Origin of the sequence: Paraburkholderia phymatum (assembly GCF_040965635.1) — a bacterium.
Classification (GTDB): Bacteria; Pseudomonadota; Gammaproteobacteria; order Burkholderiales; family Burkholderiaceae; genus Paraburkholderia; species Paraburkholderia phymatum_B.
In genome coordinates, this window is sequence record NZ_JBFRCH010000011.1 from 70,349 (window position 1) to 86,618 (window position 16,270).

Below are 16,270 nucleotides of genomic sequence, written 5' to 3' on the forward strand. Positions count from 1 at the left end.
ACCCGCAAGGGTACCGCGAGTCGGGACAGTCTGCTCCCAAAGCGGCCGCGCGCCGCGCAGGCGCAGCGGCCGCATCGAACGATCAGAACTTGTGACGCAAGCCGACGCGCGTCACGAATTGCGTGTTCGCGCCCGCATTGCCGATGAACGAAGACGACGAGCCGATCTCGGCTTGCACGGGCACGTTGCGGCCTGCAACAGTGTTGCTCCCCGACGCCTTCTGATAGATCGCGAGCACGTAGACATCGGTGCGCTTGGACAACGCGTAGTCGACGGCGCTGTTGATCTGATGCCACTTGCCCTCGAAGCGGTCGTCGAGCTTCGAGAAGGTATAGCCGAGGCCCGCCGAGAGCGCTGGCGTGAACGCGTACCGGCCGCCGATTTCATAGTTGTTCAGCTTCGACGATGCGCCCGTGAGCGGCTCGAACTTGGTATGCGTCCAGTTCGCCCACACGAGGGCCGCGGCGATCGTGTAGCGCGCGCCGACGCCGAACGTCTCGAGATCGCGCAGTCCGCCCGTGTTGACGTTCGCGATGCTCACGCTGAACGCAGGCGTTGCGCCATTCGGATAGCGGATGTTCGTGTACGCCGCGCCGATGCCGAACGGTCCCTGCGCGTAGTTGGCGCCGAAGCTGTACGCGCTCGACGAGCCTTGCGAGGTCGTCGTGCCGACGGTCGTAGTCGGCGTGCCGGCGAACAGCGTCGAGTTCGAGAAGCCGTACATCGCGCCGAACGTCAGACCCGCGAAATTTGCGCTGCTGAACTTGACCGAGTTGTTGATGCGGCTCGACACCAGCTGATCGAGATCGTTGATGTGATACGCGTAGTTGCCGGCGGGTGTCTGGCTGCCCATCGTGTAGTTGCCGCCGAGGTATTCCGTCGAAAAGGTGTACTGGCGGCCGAACGACAACGCGCCGATGCCGTCCTTCGAAACCCCGACGAACGCTTGCCGGCCAAACAGCGCGCCGCCCTGGCCCGAGGTGCCGTCGCCGCTGCTGAAGCCGCTTTCGAGCACGAACAGCGCCTTCATTCCGCCGCCCAGGTCTTCCGCGCCGCGCAGGCCCCAGCGGCTGCCTGAAGCGACACCGTCGCCGTATTTGACGACGCTGTCGTGTCCCGTCGATGTCGCTACCTTGTTCGCGTACGTGATACCCGCATCGATCAGCCCGTACAGCGTGACGCTGCTTTGCGCGTGCGCTGCCGTGGCGAAACACCCGAGGGCCGCGACGGCCAGGATAGTCTTCTTCATTTTTCTTCCCTTTTTGTTGTGGGCGCACGCGTCTCGACTGACGAAACACGCGCGACGTCGGTGATGAAAATGTGCTGCCGCTTTGTTTGCTTTATCCGCATCGACCGCATGCACCATCGAAACATCGGGCAGTGCAAGAGGCTCATGCGCGCGCACGATGGTTCGTCTCGATGCCTGTGGTACCTCTTGGGACGACGCGCCGCGAGACCGCCGCTGGTGTTGCGGGCGCTGCGCGTCGTGCGGATGCCGAAGCGCAGACGACGACGTCGCATTGCTCCATCGACGCTGCCGGGAAGTGGTTTTCCGGGTTTTCCGGCTTTCGTGAAGCGGAGGGATGAATAGAGCGCCGAACCGATCCGGGGATCTGCCCGTATGGCTGGAGTGCGGCGAATATATCCGCTGGTTGGAAAGCAGTAAACGTTTACGAGCAAGCTGTATGCTTTTGTCCACACTAATCGCTACGGCCTACCAACGAACGGAGTCCTGTGCCGCAGCAATTCTCCACGCGCGAATTCAGTCGGAATCCTCATATGTGAATCGAAGTTCTATTGCAGTGCAACGAAGCGCAAGTTTCATATGCGCCTGGTAAATCCGCATCGCTTGGCATAGGCTTAATGGAGCCGGCCCTTGGGACGAGAAAAAGCGTCACGGTTCTCCCCGGTTTTGCGCAGCCGACCGTTCCGACGAAGCAATCAACGCTTTTAATTTTTAAGCTTTTGTTGTTTGAGAGGGGTTGCGCGATTGTGCTTGTCCACCCGTTTCAGGCGTGGCCGAACGCCGCACTCCAGCGCTCGCAATCTTAAGCAATAAAAAGCGGAGGAGACGCTCATGCCCACATCCCCCCGGTACTTCGCCGTCTTCGTTCCCCTGCTCGTTGCTGCACTTGCGTCGCCTGCCTCGCGGGGTGCCGACGAAGTGCAGAACGCTGCGACCACGACGTCGGCGCCGATGCCTTCGACGTTCCAGCCCGTCGACCAGGCGCAGCTCGACGGCGCGTCCAGCAACTCATCCGACTGGTTGCATTCGAACGGATCGTATGCGAACACACGCTTCTATCCCGGCACGCAGATCAACAAGTCGAATGTGTCGAAGCTGAGGCCCGTCTTCATCTTCCAGACGTCCGTCAACGAGTCGATGGAAACAGCGCCGATCGTGAAGAACGGCGTCATGTTCATCACGACATCGTTCAATCACGTGTACGCGGTGGATGCCGTAACGGGCAAGGAATTCTGGCACTACAAGCACAAGATGGGTCCCGTGACGACGTTCTGTTGCGGGCCCAACAATCGCGGCGTGGCGATTTCCGGTGACAGGCTCTACATAGGCACGCTCGATTCCAAGCTGGTGGCGCTCGACGCGAAGACGGGCAATGTGCTGTGGCAAAGCCAGATCGCCGATCCCGATCAGGGCTATTCGGAAACGATGGCGCCCGTCGTCGTCGACGGCAAGGTGCTGATCGGCACGAACGGCGGCGAGTACGGCATTCGTGGTTTCGTGAAGGCGTTCGATGCGAACTCCGGTCAACTGCTGTGGACCTTCTACACGATTCCGGATAAGGGCCAGGAAGGCGTGTGGGCGACGAAGGACGCAACGGGTCGCGACGAGCATCGCGATATCGACGCCGAGAAGAAGCAACTCGCGGAAAAGGGCGGCGACTTCTACAAGACGCTGGGCGGCGGTGTCTGGATGGCGCCAGCCGTCGACCGCAAGACACATATGGTGTACTTCGTCGTCGGCAATCCGTCGCCTGACCTGTATGGTGCGATCCGACCGGGAGACAACCTGTACACGGATTCGCTCGTCGCGATCGATCTGGAAACGGGTCAGTACAAATGGCACTACCAGTATGTTCCGCACGACGTGTGGGACCTCGACGCCGCCAGTGCGGCGATCCTGATCGACGTGCGCGATACCAACGGCAAGATGATTCCGGGCGTGATCCACGCGGGCAAGACAGGGCACGTGTATGTGCACGATCGCGCGACGGGTCGCCTGATCCGTTATTCGCAGGCCATGATTCCGCAGGAGAACATGTGGACCCTGCCGACGCCGCAAGGCGCGCGGATGCTGCCGGGCGCGAACGGAGGCGTCGAATGGTCGCCGATGGCGTTCGATCCGCAAACGCGTCTGGCGTACGCGGCCAACCTGCATCAGCCGATGACGTATCAGGTCGAGGAAACGCCCTATCCGGGCGGCAGCAAGCTGTGGCTCGGCGGCGCGTTCAAGGTGATTCCGTCCGAAGAGCAATGGGGCAAGCTGTCGGCCGTCAACGTCGACACGGGCAAGGTCGCGTGGGACTTCAAGACGGCGCAACCGCTGATCGGCGGCGTGCTCGCGACGGCGGGCGGCCTCGTCTTCAACGGCGAGGGCAATGGCCTGTTCCGCGCATTCGACGCATCGACGGGCAAGAAGCTGTGGGAGTTCCAGTGCGGAGCGGGCGTGAATGCGCCAGCCGTGTCGTATAGCGTGCACGGCAAGCAATACATCGCCGTCGCGGCGGGCGGCAATACGCAACTCGACTACAAGCGCGGCAACACCGTGCTTGTCTTTGCGCTGCCGTGATGAGGGGCGCGCCGGAGGTTCCATTCGCGCAGCGCGGCGGGCGCCTTGCGCGTGGCGCATGCGCAGCCCTGTTGTGCGCGAGCGGCATGCTGTGGCCGCTCGCCTATGCGCATGCGGACGCCGAAGCCGGCAAGACGAAGGCGCAAGCGTGCGTGGCGTGTCATGGTCCGATGGGCAATTCGACCGACCCGCAGTATCCCGTCCTCGCGGGGCAGACTGCGCGATACATGTACCTCCAGCTGAAGGACTTCAAGGACGGACGCCGCAAGGACGCGCGCATGTCGCCGATGGCCGCGAACCTGTCGCGCGACGATATGCAGGATCTCGCCGACTATTTCGCCGCGCAAAAGCCCGCGCCGATCGCGTTCAAGGCGGACGGAGCGGCCGTCGCGGCAGGGCAGAAGAAGTCGGCCGAAGTGCTCTGCACGATGTGCCATCTGGGCGGCTTCTCCGGACAGAACGAGATACCGCGCGTCGCGGGTCAGCAGTATCAGTACATCGTCAAGCAGTTGCAGGACTTTCGCTCACACACCCGTACCAATGACGCGGGCAATATGGCGAGCGTCACGCGCAATCTGACCGACGACGATATCCGCAACCTCGCCAGTTACATTGCGAATCTCCAGTAGCGACAGGGAGGCGAAATGAAACAGACGGTCGGACATGTTGCGCATGCATTGCTGGTGTCGTGCGCGTTGGCATCGGCGCTGCCATCGCTCGCGCTCGCTCAGGACCAGGGCGAAACGAATCGCCAGCTGCTCGCTGCCGCGAAAGACGGCGACCGCGCGAGCGTCGACGCGGCGCTCGGACGTGGCGCATCCGTGGATGCGGAAAACCGGATCGGCGACACCGCGTTGATTACCGCGAGCAAGAAGGGCGACGTCGCCATCGCGCGCACATTGATCGAGCACGGCGCGAACGTGAAGCATGCGGACGCGCCGGGCGTCACGGCTTTGATGGCGGCCGCATATGGCGGCTATGACGAAATCGTCGCGATGCTGCTCGCGCACGGTGCCGATCCGATGGCGACGGACCGCGTCGGCAAGACCGCGATGGAGTACGCGGCCGGCCAGGGGCAGACACAGGTAGTGAAGCGGTTGCTCGACGCCGGCATCGACGTGAACCGGCAGTACAAGAACGAACTCACTGCGTTGATGTGGGCCGCAGGCTACGACCGCGCCGATACCGTGAAACTGTTGCTCGCGCGCGGCGCGAATGCGTCGCTAAAGGACAATCGCGGAATGACGGCGATGGACATTGCCGCGCAGACGAAGTCCAACCAGGTCGCGGGTCTGTTGTCCGTGCACTAGCCGTCGTGCAGTCGTCGTGCAGCCGTCGTGCCGCCAAGGGCGCTCGACGGTTGCTAACCAGCGCCCTTATCCGCTTTCAACGCGCTTCGCACGAAGCCGCGCACGGTGGCCAGAATCTTTCGCGCTTCAGCGGGATTTTCAGTGGCGCGCGCAAGAACCATCCCGCCGATCATCGCCGCTAGCGCGCCCGTCGCCTCACGCGTTCGCTCGCTGCGCTGTTCCGCGCGGCTGCGCTGCCCGAGCCAGCGCAAATAGGCTCGCACGTTGTCGCTGCACGCGATACGCGCAAGTTCGTCGGCGCGCGTAAGCTCCGTGCCGCACGCGGCAAGCACGCAGCCCCGGCCGGGATGCTCGCAATGGATGTTGCTGAGATAAGCGTCCGCAATGTCGGCCAATGCGGGTGTTTGCCCATTCTTCGCGGTGGTTGCCGTCCTGTCGAGCCAGGCGAGCGTTTCTGCCGTCGCGTGGGAAAGGGCCTCGGCGATGAGCGCTTCCTTCGATTCGAAATGCGCGTAGAAGCCGCCGTGCGTCAAGCCGACGCTCTTCATGATGGCAGCCAGGCTGACGCCGTCCGGTCCGTGTTCGCGAATTGCGCGCGCGGCGGCTTCGACGATCCGGCCTCGTGTCGCCTGTTTGTGGTCTTCACTCCACGGCATGAATGCCTCCCTCTCTTTGGGTTGACAAAATATGACGAGCGACATATTTTGTCAATATGATGATCGTCATATTGCGGAGGTTTGCGATGATCGACGTGATCGGTGCGGTCGTGCTGGGGACGGTGTCGGCACTCGTGGTATTCGTCTACCTGCATTTTTCCGCGTGGACCGGGAGGCAGCGCGCGATCGCGGGCGGCGCGTTCGGCGCATGGTTCGCATTGGTCGTGGCGTTCGGCGCGACGGGCTTACTGAGTGCCGCGCGCGGCATAGGGCCGGCCGGATTGGGCATTGCCGTCATCGTGCCATTTGCGGTGCTTTCATATCTGGGTACGCGGTCCGGCGCCTTGCGCGATGCACTCGGTGCCATTCCTTTGCCGGTGCTGATCGGCGTACATGCAATGCGATTGCTGGGCGTGTTGTTTGTCTTGCTCTTTTGGGAAGGCAGGTTGCCCGCACCGTTCGCACCTGCTGCGGGCTGGGGAGATGTGGCGATCGGTGCGTTGGCGTTGCCTGTCGCTTACATGGCCGCGACGCGAGCACCGGCGTGGCGTATCGCAACGCTGATCTGGAGTGCGCTCGGACTGTTCGACCTGGCGGACGCCATCTTTCTGGGCGCGGCTTCGTCGTCAGGCATTCCTTTTGGCTTCGCTAACGGGAGCACGAGCAGCGATCTGATGACGGCGTTGCCGTGGATTCTCATTCCGTGCTTCAACGTACCGTTGCTCGCGCACCTGCATATTCTGGTCTTTCAGCGGTTGCTGCGCTCACAAGGCGCGAGCGGGCACGGACAGCACATTCCGCGTCATTCGGTATGAGCCGATTCGTCGATGCGCGTCAAAGACCCAGCAGCGCGCGCACATGTGCGCGCGTGCCACCCGAAAGCCCTTCTTTGCTGTATCCGCCTTCGAGTATCGACACGATGCGTCCTTCGCATGTTTCGTCGGCAATACGTGTCAGCTCGCGCGTGATCCAGTGAAAGTCGCCGTCGTCGAGGCGCAACGCGGCAAGCGGATCGAGCCGATGCGCATCGAAACCGGCTGAGATGATGATCAGCTCGGGGTTGAAGTGGCGTATGGCCGGCAACATCTCGGCTTCGATGCGTGTACGAAACAATGCCGAATCGCAACCGGGCGGCAGCGGCACATTGACGATGTTGTGGCTCACGCCCGTTTCGGCAGCCGCGCCCGTGCCCGGATAAAGCGGTGATTGATGGCTCGACGCATAGAAGAGTTCGGGCCGGTTATAGAACGCGGCCTGCGTGCCATTGCCATGATGAACATCGAAATCGACAACCGCGACGCGTTCCAGTTTGTGCACGTCATAAGCGTATGCAGCCGCAATTGCAGCCTGATTGAAGATGCAAAAGCCCATGGCCCGTGATGGTTCCGCATGATGTCCGCAAGGACGCGTCGCGCAGAACACGTTGCGGGCTTCTCCGCCGAGCACGGCATCGACGCCCGCGCATGCCGCGCCCACGCAGCGCATCACGGCCTCCCACGAGCCCGGCGACATCACGGTATCGCCGCCATCCAGCGGCATGTAGCCGTGTGTTGGCGCGATGTGCGCAACTTCGTCGATGAAGTCCTGCTCGTGGATGAGTTGCACCTGTTCGAGCGTACCCATCGGCGCGTCGCGCCATTCGAGCGCGGCGAACTCGGGCGCGCGCAAGGTGTTGAGGACCGTCTTCAGACGTTCTGGCGATTCCGGATGATGCGGACCCGGTTGATGATTCAGGCAGGCGGAATGCGTGTAGACAAGGGTCGAAGGCATAGGGTGCTGATGCTCGGCGGGACGGGCATCGTCTCCTTGTGGTTGGCGTTTTCGCGTGGACAGAGCGGGCGTTTCGAGTCTCGCCGGCTCCTTATGGTTCGCTAAGGGTTCGCTAAGTGTAAGGTCGCGTCTGTCGAGCGAAACAATAAAACAAACTTTGGCTGGCTATAGGCTTTTGTTTATGGTGCAACGACCTGTGCGTGCGCGAAGCCATCGCTGCGCGGCAGTGCGCGATCAGTGACGACACAGCAAAAACACGACGCATCGCGACGCCGCAGGCATCACTTCGCGCCGCCTCGTCTGCGAAGCTAAAGCCAGGCCACGTGTGGCCCTGCAAATTCGAATCAAGAGGTTCACGACGTCGAGTAGCACGACTGGCACGACGATGGCGCAGAGCCCAGGCGACGCACGGCGGACATAAAAAAACCTCGGCGCCATAAGGCGCCGAGGCTTAGTACCTGCCACGCTCGATATGTTACATAGCTGCAAGCTCTGCGGGTTGAAGGCCGTGGGCCTCGGGCACTCGCGCAGTTATCCCGGCGCGCTTCGAACGATAAAAGGAGTAAGGAACTGTTCGGAGCAGCGTTGACGGGATTATTAGCGTGCGCCGAGGCTTCGTACAGGAGCAGATCGCTTCAATTCGATCGCAGCAGTTGTTCTCGACGCTATATCAGCAGTCGATCATCGGCAGTTGGCTTGCGTTCTAGCAACGCAGCGAGCTTTCTCAATGCCGAAGTCAACTCGCTGCGCCGCGTGCAGCCGCCAAGCGAGATACGGATCGCATTCGGCACATCACTGCCCTGGCAAAACGCGAAAGCCGGGGCAACGACGAGTCCTTCGGCGCGGGCCGCATCGGCGAGACCTTGCGCGGCCCAGTGCTCCGGCAGCGCTTGCCACATGTGAATGCCGCCGCTCGTCTTCGAACCGCTCACGGGTGACAGAATCTGACTGGCCGCGAGCAGGCGTTCGCGCGACTCTTTCACGATGCCAGCCAGCACTTCCGACGCCGTGCCGTCGAGAATCCACTGCGTGACCAGCGACGTGGCAAGCGGCGGCGACATCAACGAAAGGGATCTCAATGCGTTGAGAAACGCATCCTGTCCCTCGGCGGACGGCAACACGAGAAAGGCGGCACGCAAACCCGGCGAAATGCACTTCGAAAGCGTGGACAGGTAGTACACCTGTTGCGGCATGAGCGCGGACAGCGGCGCGGGCGGAACGTCGGCCAGCAGCCAATACGGATCGTCCTCGATTACCTTGATGTTCCGACGCGCAGCCACTGCGAGAATTTCCTTGCGGCGTTTCAGGGGCATCGTCTGCGCGGTGGGGTTGCGCAAGGTGGGATTCAGATAGATCACGCCGCCGCCGTTCGCACCGTGACAGGCCTCGCCGAGTGCGTCCGGCCGCATTCCGTGCGCGTCACATGCAACCGGCTTCAAAAGACGCCCGAGTTGACGCGCGATCAGCGGAAGTCCCGGATAGATCAGTTGCTCGGTGAAGATGGGTTCGCCCGCGTGCGTGAGCGCGAGCATCAGCGCGGCAAGCGTCGAGTGCGCGCCCGGCGTCACGACGACGCGTGACGGGTCGACGCGCCCGAGTATCGGTTCGAGCCATGCGGCGCCCGCCTGTCGATCGGCGTCGCTGCCGCCTCCAAGCTGATAAGTCATCAGCAGATCGACATCATTGCGCACGAGCACCTGCGAAAGCCCACGCCTGAGAAGCACGGCGAGATCCATGTCGGCTGGGGGAGGGGGGATGTTCATGCTCAGATCGACGCGCTGCATGAACGCAGCCTTGGGCGGCGCGATGAACGTGCCCAGCGGACCACGCGATTCGATCAGGTTGCGCCGGTGCGCTTCGGAGAAACCGCGCGTTACGGTGGTCAGGTCCACGCCGATCAGCTCGGCCAGCTTGCGCTGCGGCGGCAACCGGTCGCCGGGAGCCAGCTTGCCGTCCGCGACGGCGCGCTCGATCAGATCGACGATCTGCTGATAGCGCGCCTTGCCGTTGTCCGCAAAATCGGTGATCCAGTCTGGCCGCTGAGCGGCGCGCTTTCGTGAGGTCATGTGTGGCATCGTGTCGCGCATGTATGGCATATGTCTTACTCTAGCATGCGCCGGCATAGCCTATGTATGTATCCTACCGGTCAATGGCCGATTGGCCAGTACTGGTGCGGATCGCCGTAGTGGGATGCCGCGCGCGAGCGATGATTGGTGGATACATGTATGGGGCTATGTCACCACGCAACCAACCTGAAAGCATGCGAAACCCACCTACACACGGGGGCCCTCCCCATACAGCGGGACGATGGCCCCGCTCCCATCCATTTCGAAGACATCTCGTCGGGGCAGGCCGGGCCGCCGCCGCCGGCGCGCTCAGCCTGCTCGGCGGATGCAGCATGGTCCTCTTCGACCCGAAGGGTTCGATAGGCGAGCAGGAAAAGAACCTGATCCTGATCGCGCTCGGATTGATGCTGCTGGTCGTGATACCCGTGATCCTGCTCACGCTGTATTTCGCATGGCGTTACCGCGCATCGAACACGAAGGCGACGTATGCGCCGACGTGGGCGCACTCGAATGCAATCGAAGTCGTCGTGTGGACGATTCCTTGTCTGATCGTCGCGACGCTCGCCGTTCTGATCTGGAAGACAACGCACAGCCTCGATCCCTACAAGCCGCTCGAATCCGACGTGAAGCCGGTTCGCGTGGAAGTGGTCGCACTGAACTGGAAGTGGCTGTTCATCTACCCGGACTATGGCGTCGCTTCCGTCAACCAGCTCGCGCTGCCCGTCGATACGCCCGTCGATTTCAAATTGACGGCGGAATCGTTGATGAATTCGTTCTTCATTCCGCAACTGGGCAGCCAGGTGTATGCGATGTCGGGTATGCAGACACAGCTTCATCTGATCGCGAACAGCGTCGGTACGTATGCGGGCCGGTCGTCCGCGTTCAGCGGACCGGGCTTTTCCGACATGAACTTCAGTACGGTCGTCACGAATCGCGGCGACTTCGATGCATGGATCGCGCGCGCGAAAGCCTCGCGGCAAGTGCTCGACGTGCCCGCTTACGACGTCCTGCAACAGCCCAGCCGAAAAGTTGCCGCAACGCTTTATAGCAGCGTGGCACCGGGCCTCTTCGACGGCATCGTCAACCAGTACATGCGAGATGCGGCGGGCAACCCCATCTGCACGACAGGCGCGACGGGCATGACGGGCATGTCCGTGAAGCCTGCCGGCTTGCCTTCACCTGCAGCTTTGGTATCGGAGTAGTTCATATGTTTGGAAAACTTACGCTCGATGCGATTCCGTATCACGAGCCCATCATCATGGGCACGCTCGGTGTCGTGATAGTGCTGGGGCTCGCGTTGCTCGGCGCCCTCACGTACGCCGGCAAGTGGACGTACCTGTGGAAGGAATGGATAACGTCGGTCGATCACAAGCGGATCGGCGTGATGTACATCATTCTCGCGCTCGTGATGCTGCTGCGCGGTTTCGCCGACGCGATCATGATGCGCGCGCAGCAGGCGATCGCATTCAACGACGCCGCAGGCTATCTGCCGCCGCATCACTACGATCAGATCTTCACCGCGCACGGCGTGATCATGATCTTCTTCGTGGCGACGCCGCTGATTCTCGGCCTGATGAATGTCGTCGTGCCGCTGCAACTCGGCGCGCGCGATGTCGCGTATCCGTTCGTCAATTCGCTGAGCTTCTGGCTGTCCGTCGTCGGCGCGCTGCTCGTGATGATCTCGATGTTCGTCGGCGATTTTGCGGCAACGGGCTGGGTCGCCTATCCGCCGTTATCGGAGCTTGGATACAGCCCAACAGCGGGCGTCGACTATTACATATGGTCGCTACAGGTCTCCGGCTTAGGCACGACACTGAGCGGCATCAACTTCATCGTGACGATTCTGCGCATGCGCGCGCCGGGCCTGAACCTGATGAAGATGCCCGTCTTCTGCTGGACCGCGTTGATCACGAACATCCTGATCGTCGCCGTGTTCCCCGTGCTCACGGGCACGCTCGCGCTGCTCACGGCCGACCGCTATCTCGACATGCACTTCTTCACGAACGAGCACGGCGGCAACGCGATGATGTACATCAACCTCATCTGGGTATGGGGCCACCCCGAGGTGTACATCCTGATCCTGCCGGCATTCGGCGCGTTCTCGGAGATCATCGCGACGTTCTCCGGCAAGCCGCTGTTCGGCTACAAGTCGATGGTGTATGCGACGTCGTCGATCGGCATTCTGTCGTTCTTCGTGTGGCTGCACCACTTCTTCACGATGGGATCGGGCGCGAACGTCAATGCGTTCTTTGGGATCATGACGTCGATCATTTCGAGCCCGACGGGCGTGAAGCTGTTCAACTGGCTCTTCACGATGTATCGCGGCCGCATTCGCTATCACTCGTCGACGTTGTGGACGATAGGCTTCATGGTCACGTTCGCGGTGGGCGGCATGACAGGCGTGCTGCTTGCCGTGCCCGGCGCGGACTTCGTGCTGCATAACAGCCTGTTTCTCGTCGCGCACTTTCACAACGTGATAATCGGCGGTGTCGTGTTCGGCTGTCTCGCGGGCATCAGCTACTGGTTCCCCAAAGTATTCGGCTTCACGCTCGACGAGTTCTGGGGCAAGGTCGCGTTCTGGTGCTGGCTCGTCGGCTACTGGCTCGCGTTCACGCCGCTGTACATCCTCGGCTTCGAAGGCATGACGCGCCGGATGAACCACTACTCAGTTCCCGAGTGGCACCCCTGGTTGATCGTCGCACTCGTCGGCGCGGTGATCGTCGGCATGGGCATTCTGGCATTGCTGATCCAGTTCGCCGTGAGCATCCGCAACCGCGAGCAGAACCGCGACCTCACGGGCGATCCGTGGGACGGCCGCAGCCTCGAATGGTCGACGTCGTCGCCCGCGCCGTTCTATAACTTCGCGATCGTTCCCATTATCACGTCGCTCGAACAGCATTGGGACAACAAGAAGTCGGGACGTGCCCATGCAAGGCCCGCGAAATACGAAGACATTCATATGCCGCGCAACACGGCGGCGGGCGTCATCATCTCCGCGTTCAGCATGCTGTTCTGCTTTGCGATGGTGTGGCACATGTGGGTATTCGCGATCGTCGGGCTGATCGGCATGATCGCGACCTTCATCGCGCGCACCTACGATCAGGACGTCGACTACTATGTTCCCGCTGCGGAAGTGGCGCGGATCGAGAACGAGCGATTCGAGAAACTTGCCGAGGCTGCCTGACCATGACCAGTGTTTCAACCTATCGGGCCCGCGACCATCACGACAGTCACGGCCACGACGACGGAACCCGCACCACGCTCGGGTTCTGGATTTACCTGATGAGCGACTGCCTCATCTTCGCGACGCTGTTCGCAACCTTCGGCGTGCTTGCCAATGCAACGGCGGGCGGGCCTTCGGGCAGGCAGTTGTTCGAATTGCGTTACGTGCTAGGCGAGACCTTGCTGCTGCTCGCCAGCAGTTTCACGTTCGGCATGGGCATGTTGAGCGCGCACGCGAACCAGCGCGGCAAGGTGATTCGCTGGCTTGCCGTGACGTTCGTGCTCGGCGCGGCGTTCATCTGCATGGAGGTGTACGAGTTCGCCAAGCTGGTGAGCGACGGCGCAGGCCCTTCGACGAGCGCGTTCCTGTCGAGCTACTTCGTACTCGTCGGCACGCATGGATTGCACGTGACGAGCGGTCTGCTGTGGATCGTCGTGATGATGCATCAGATCAGCCGCTTCGGGCTCACGCCGGTGACGCGGCGGCGCATTGCGTGCCTGAGTCTCTTCTGGCACTTCCTCGATCTCGTATGGATCTGCGTGTTCAGCCTTGTTTATCTGCGTGAATTTCTATGAGCAAATCATCTCATTCGAACGTTGCGCACGCGCGCGTTCATCATGCGTCACACGGAAGCGTGAAGAGCTATGTCGTCGGCATGCTGCTGTCGCTCGTGCTGACCTTTGCGTCGTTTGGCATCGTCATGACGCATGCCGTTCCGAAGTCGATGGGGCTGACGGCCGTGGTCGTGCTGTGCGTCGTGCAACTCGTCGTGCAGTTGAAGTACTTTCTGCACCTCGGTTCAGCCGCCGATCAGCGCGCGAATACGGCGATATTCGGCTGTACCGCGTTGGCGATCGTCATTATCGTCGCGGGTTCGCTGTGGGTCATTCACAACGCGAACGTCAACATGATGCCGACGCAGATCACGATCGAGCGTGCGCTCGCGCGTGACTGACGTATGGCGAAACATGCCGGGCCGATGAGTTGCGTCGGCCCGGCATATGAAGCCGAAGCAATAGAAAATTGCCGCAATGCGTCGATGCGCATCGCGGCAATTTATATTCACGGACTGGCGCGCAGTGGGTATTCAGCCGTCCGCTTTCACTTCCTGCTCGTGACGCCGAAACGGCGCATCGCGAACCACATCGCCCTGATAAAAAGACGCAAAGCGATCGAGTTGCCGTTGCGCGTCGCTTGAATCGACGCCTTCCCCGAGTACTGCGGTTGAGAAACCCGTTCGCTCCATCTGTATCAGCTGATCCGCGAGGACCTCGCCCGTTGCGCGCAGGTCGCCCGTGAAGCCTAGCCGCCGCCGTATCAGATACGCCTGGCTAAAGGCTCTGCCGTCCGTGAAGCTCGGGAAGTGAAGTTCGACGCGTTGCGCTTGCGCGATTGCGTCGCGATGATCGAGCGGATCGGCGTCGTTATCGAGCGCGACGATGCGATCGACGGCGTCCGCGAGATGCGCCGCTGCGTCGAGAAGCCGGATGCGTGCGGTGCCGTTCATGCCGGAAGCTCCATCGGTGTGCGCGCCGCATGCGCTGCGGCCTTGAACGGATCGAGGCCCACGCGCCGCACGGTTTCGATGAAGGTCTCACCGCGCGGGCCGTTTGCGCGTCTGTGCTCGACATAGGTTCGCAGCACCGCTTCGATCACGTCGGGCACTTCATGCGCCGAAAACGACGGGCCGATCACCTTGCCCGGCTGCGCATCGCCGCTTGCGTGCGATCCATCGGACCCGCCCAGCGTGACCTGGTACCACTCGGCGCCATCCTTGTCCACGCCGAGTATGCCGATATGTCCGCTGTGGTGATGCCCACACGAATTGATGCAGCCGCTGATGTGCAGATCGACTTCGCCGATGTCTTCGAGTTCGTCGAGGTCCTGGTAACGCTCCGTGATCGCCGCTGCGATGGGCAGCGAGCGCGCGTTGGCAAGCGCGCAGAAGTCGCCGCCGGGGCACGCGATCATGTCGGTCAGCAGATGCACGTTCGCGCTCGCGAGACCCACGCTGAGTGCGGCTTTCCACAACGCGAGCAGATCGTTTTCATGAACCCACGGGAGCACGATGTTCTGCGTGTGGGTCACGCGCGCCTCACCCGCCGAATACTGATCGACGAGGTCCGCGACGCGATCGAGCTGATCGGCCGATGCGTCGCCCGGTGCCTGAAGCAGACGCTTGAACGACAACGTGACGATCCGCAGCGACGGATCTTTGTGAAGCGCGACATTGCGCTCCAGCCAGCGCGCAAATTGCGGATTCTGCCGGGCGGTATCGTGCAGTTGCTCGCGCGCATTTGCGTCCGACTTCTCATGGGGCGCGGAAACGGAAGGCGGCACGAAATACGCACTGACGCGCTCCAGTTCTTCTTGAGGAATCGTATGCGGTCCGCCGTCATGCTCGACGATCTGGCGGAATTCTTCTTCCACTTCGTCGACGTACTTCTGGCCTTCCGCCTTCACGAGAATCTTGATGCGCGCCTTGTACTTGTTGTCGCGGCGTCCGTACTGGTTATAGACGCGCACGACGGCCTCGATGTAATTCATGATGTGCTGCCACGGCAAGAACTCGCGGAGCACCGTGCCGATGACGGGCGTGCGTCCCATGCCGCCGCCCACCGTCACGCGAAAGCCGAGTTCGCCGTGCTCGTCGTAGCGAAGGCGCAATCCGACGTCATGCCAGTCCGTCGCCGCGCGATCGTCGCTTGCGCCCGTAATCGCAATCTTGAACTTGCGCGGCAGAAAGGCGAACTCGGGGTGCAGCGTCGTCCACTGACGCATGATCTCCGCGAAGGGGCGCGGGTCCGCGATTTCATCGGGCGCGACGCCGGCGCGTTCATCGCAGGAGATGTTGCGGATGCAGTTGCCGCTCGTCTGGATGCCGTGCATGTTGACGGTTGCAAGCAGGTCCATCACATCGGCCGCCTTTGCGAGCGGAATCCAGTTGAACTGTACGTTGGTGCGCGTCGTGAAGTGCGCGTGATGCGTTGGAAGACGAACCGTGCCGAGCTTGCGCTGTGTGTCGAGCGCGCGCCGGTAGACGTCCTCTTCAGGCGCGTCGTATTCGCGCGCGACACGCGAGAGCACGCGAAGCTGGGCGCTCGACAGCTCGCCATAAGGAACGGCCACGCGCAGCATCGGCGCGTGCCGCTGCACGTACCAGCCGTTTTGCAGGCGCAACGGACGGAATGCGTCTTCACTCAATCGGCCGTCCTGCCAGCGTTCGATCTGATCGCGGAACTGCGCGGCGCGATTCAGCAGGAAAGCTTTATCAAACTCGTTGTACTGATACATGGCTGATGTCGAGGACATGCGCTTCACGCGCCGTGTCCGGCGAAGCCGAACACTTCTGTCCCAATGTGAAATGTGTTTTCGAATCTACTGGCCGATGCCGTGGCGGGCAAGACGCAGATGACGCGAAATCGATAGCAGCA

14 protein-coding genes are annotated in these 16,270 nt (G+C 61.8%); 8 read left to right on the forward strand and 6 right to left on the reverse strand.

Features of this window, described 5'->3' with window-relative positions; all coding sequences use genetic code 11:
• Window positions 1–82 precede the first annotated feature (82 nt).
• Complete coding sequence (locus AB4Y32_RS20215; protein ID WP_368723046.1) at window positions 83–1,249, reverse strand: porin; 1,167 nt, start codon at window positions 1,247–1,249, stop codon at window positions 83–85.
• A gap of 828 nt (window positions 1,250–2,077) precedes the next feature.
• Between AB4Y32_RS20215 and AB4Y32_RS20220 the strand changes: the two genes are divergently transcribed.
• From AB4Y32_RS20220 to AB4Y32_RS20230, 3 genes are all read left to right on the forward strand, one after another.
• The gene (locus tag AB4Y32_RS20220; protein WP_368723047.1) at window positions 2,078–3,811 is read left to right on the forward strand and encodes a pyrroloquinoline quinone-dependent dehydrogenase; all 1,734 of its coding nucleotides are present in this window, start codon (window positions 2,078–2,080) and stop codon (window positions 3,809–3,811) included.
• A gap of 86 nt (window positions 3,812–3,897) precedes the next feature.
• Window positions 3,898–4,440, forward strand: coding sequence for a cytochrome c (locus AB4Y32_RS20225; RefSeq protein WP_368723048.1), 543 nt, complete (start codon window positions 3,898–3,900; stop codon window positions 4,438–4,440).
• A 15-nt stretch (window positions 4,441–4,455) separates the two neighbouring features.
• The gene (locus AB4Y32_RS20230; protein WP_368723049.1) at window positions 4,456–5,121 is read left to right on the forward strand and encodes an ankyrin repeat domain-containing protein; all 666 of its coding nucleotides are present in this window, start codon (window positions 4,456–4,458) and stop codon (window positions 5,119–5,121) included.
• Window positions 5,122–5,174: 53 nt separating this feature from the next.
• Here the strand turns inward: AB4Y32_RS20230 and AB4Y32_RS20235 are convergent, their stop codons facing one another.
• On the reverse strand, window positions 5,175–5,777 hold the full coding sequence (locus AB4Y32_RS20235) for a TetR/AcrR family transcriptional regulator (RefSeq protein WP_368723050.1): 603 nt from the start codon (window positions 5,775–5,777) through the stop codon (window positions 5,175–5,177).
• An 86-nt stretch (window positions 5,778–5,863) separates the two neighbouring features.
• Here AB4Y32_RS20235 and AB4Y32_RS20240 point away from each other — a divergent pair, with 86 nt between their 5' ends.
• The gene (locus AB4Y32_RS20240; protein ID WP_368723051.1) at window positions 5,864–6,592 is read left to right on the forward strand and encodes a hypothetical protein; all 729 of its coding nucleotides are present in this window, start codon (window positions 5,864–5,866) and stop codon (window positions 6,590–6,592) included.
• Window positions 6,593–6,611: 19 nt separating this feature from the next.
• On the opposite strand, the gene AB4Y32_RS20245 is transcribed toward AB4Y32_RS20240, so the two are convergent.
• Together AB4Y32_RS20245 and AB4Y32_RS20250 are read right to left on the reverse strand one after the other, a co-directional pair.
• Window positions 6,612–7,547 carry a histone deacetylase family protein gene (locus AB4Y32_RS20245; RefSeq protein WP_368723052.1) on the reverse strand — a complete coding sequence of 312 codons (936 nt, stop codon included), beginning with the start codon at window positions 7,545–7,547 and terminating at the stop codon, window positions 6,612–6,614.
• Between the two features lie 665 nt (window positions 7,548–8,212).
• Window positions 8,213–9,613 (reverse strand): PLP-dependent aminotransferase family protein, encoded by a 1,401-nt coding sequence (locus AB4Y32_RS20250; RefSeq protein WP_368723053.1) that lies wholly within the window; start codon window positions 9,611–9,613, stop codon window positions 8,213–8,215.
• A 332-nt stretch (window positions 9,614–9,945) separates the two neighbouring features.
• Between AB4Y32_RS20250 and cyoA the strand changes: the two genes are divergently transcribed.
• Genes cyoA through cyoD form a run of 4 tightly spaced genes read left to right on the forward strand, consistent with a single transcriptional unit; the run spans window position 9,946 to window position 13,791 of the window.
• On the forward strand, window positions 9,946–10,815 hold the full coding sequence (gene cyoA, locus AB4Y32_RS20255) for a ubiquinol oxidase subunit II (protein ID WP_439899815.1): 870 nt from the start codon (window positions 9,946–9,948) through the stop codon (window positions 10,813–10,815).
• A gap of 5 nt (window positions 10,816–10,820) precedes the next feature.
• Window positions 10,821–12,797 (forward strand): cytochrome o ubiquinol oxidase subunit I, encoded by a 1,977-nt coding sequence (cyoB, locus tag AB4Y32_RS20260; protein WP_368723054.1) that lies wholly within the window; start codon window positions 10,821–10,823, stop codon window positions 12,795–12,797.
• A 2-nt stretch (window positions 12,798–12,799) separates the two neighbouring features.
• Window positions 12,800–13,411 (forward strand): cytochrome o ubiquinol oxidase subunit III, encoded by a 612-nt coding sequence (cyoC, locus tag AB4Y32_RS20265; RefSeq protein WP_368723055.1) that lies wholly within the window; start codon window positions 12,800–12,802, stop codon window positions 13,409–13,411.
• Complete coding sequence (gene cyoD, locus AB4Y32_RS20270) at window positions 13,408–13,791, forward strand: cytochrome o ubiquinol oxidase subunit IV (protein ID WP_368723056.1); 384 nt, start codon at window positions 13,408–13,410, stop codon at window positions 13,789–13,791. Before cyoC ends, cyoD begins: the two co-directional genes overlap by 4 nt.
• 132 nt (window positions 13,792–13,923) lie before the next feature.
• Here the strand turns inward: cyoD and AB4Y32_RS20275 are convergent, their stop codons facing one another.
• On the reverse strand, window positions 13,924–14,343 hold the full coding sequence (locus tag AB4Y32_RS20275; protein ID WP_368723057.1) for a DUF934 domain-containing protein: 420 nt from the start codon (window positions 14,341–14,343) through the stop codon (window positions 13,924–13,926).
• Window positions 14,340–16,130: a nitrite/sulfite reductase gene (locus AB4Y32_RS20280; RefSeq protein WP_368723146.1), complete on the reverse strand. Its 1,791-nt coding sequence runs from the start codon at window positions 16,128–16,130 to the stop codon at window positions 14,340–14,342. The genes AB4Y32_RS20275 and AB4Y32_RS20280 overlap by 4 nt, the downstream gene beginning before the upstream one ends.
• Window positions 16,131–16,270: the final 140 nt, after the last annotated feature.

Coding starts and splice junctions, on each gene's coding strand:
- AB4Y32_RS20215 (WP_368723046.1), bottom strand. CDS start 1,249: ATGAAGAAGACTATCCTGGCCGTCGCGGCCCTCGGGTGTTTCGCCACG.
- cyoC (WP_368723055.1), top strand. CDS start 12,800: ATGACCAGTGTTTCAACCTATCGGGCCCGCGACCATCACGACAGTCAC.
- AB4Y32_RS20250 (WP_368723053.1), bottom strand. CDS start 9,613: ATGACCTCACGAAAGCGCGCCGCTCAGCGGCCAGACTGGATCACCGAT.
- cyoA (WP_439899815.1), top strand. CDS start 9,946: ATGGTCCTCTTCGACCCGAAGGGTTCGATAGGCGAGCAGGAAAAGAAC.
- cyoD (WP_368723056.1), top strand. CDS start 13,408: ATGAGCAAATCATCTCATTCGAACGTTGCGCACGCGCGCGTTCATCAT.
- AB4Y32_RS20235 (WP_368723050.1), bottom strand. CDS start 5,777: ATGCCGTGGAGTGAAGACCACAAACAGGCGACACGAGGCCGGATCGTC.
- AB4Y32_RS20220 (WP_368723047.1), top strand. CDS start 2,078: ATGCCCACATCCCCCCGGTACTTCGCCGTCTTCGTTCCCCTGCTCGTT.
- AB4Y32_RS20275 (WP_368723057.1), bottom strand. CDS start 14,343: ATGAACGGCACCGCACGCATCCGGCTTCTCGACGCAGCGGCGCATCTC.
- AB4Y32_RS20280 (WP_368723146.1), bottom strand. CDS start 16,130: ATGTATCAGTACAACGAGTTTGATAAAGCTTTCCTGCTGAATCGCGCC.
- AB4Y32_RS20225 (WP_368723048.1), top strand. CDS start 3,898: ATGCTGTGGCCGCTCGCCTATGCGCATGCGGACGCCGAAGCCGGCAAG.
- AB4Y32_RS20230 (WP_368723049.1), top strand. CDS start 4,456: ATGAAACAGACGGTCGGACATGTTGCGCATGCATTGCTGGTGTCGTGC.
- AB4Y32_RS20240 (WP_368723051.1), top strand. CDS start 5,864: ATGATCGACGTGATCGGTGCGGTCGTGCTGGGGACGGTGTCGGCACTC.
- AB4Y32_RS20245 (WP_368723052.1), bottom strand. CDS start 7,547: ATGCCTTCGACCCTTGTCTACACGCATTCCGCCTGCCTGAATCATCAA.
- cyoB (WP_368723054.1), top strand. CDS start 10,821: ATGTTTGGAAAACTTACGCTCGATGCGATTCCGTATCACGAGCCCATC.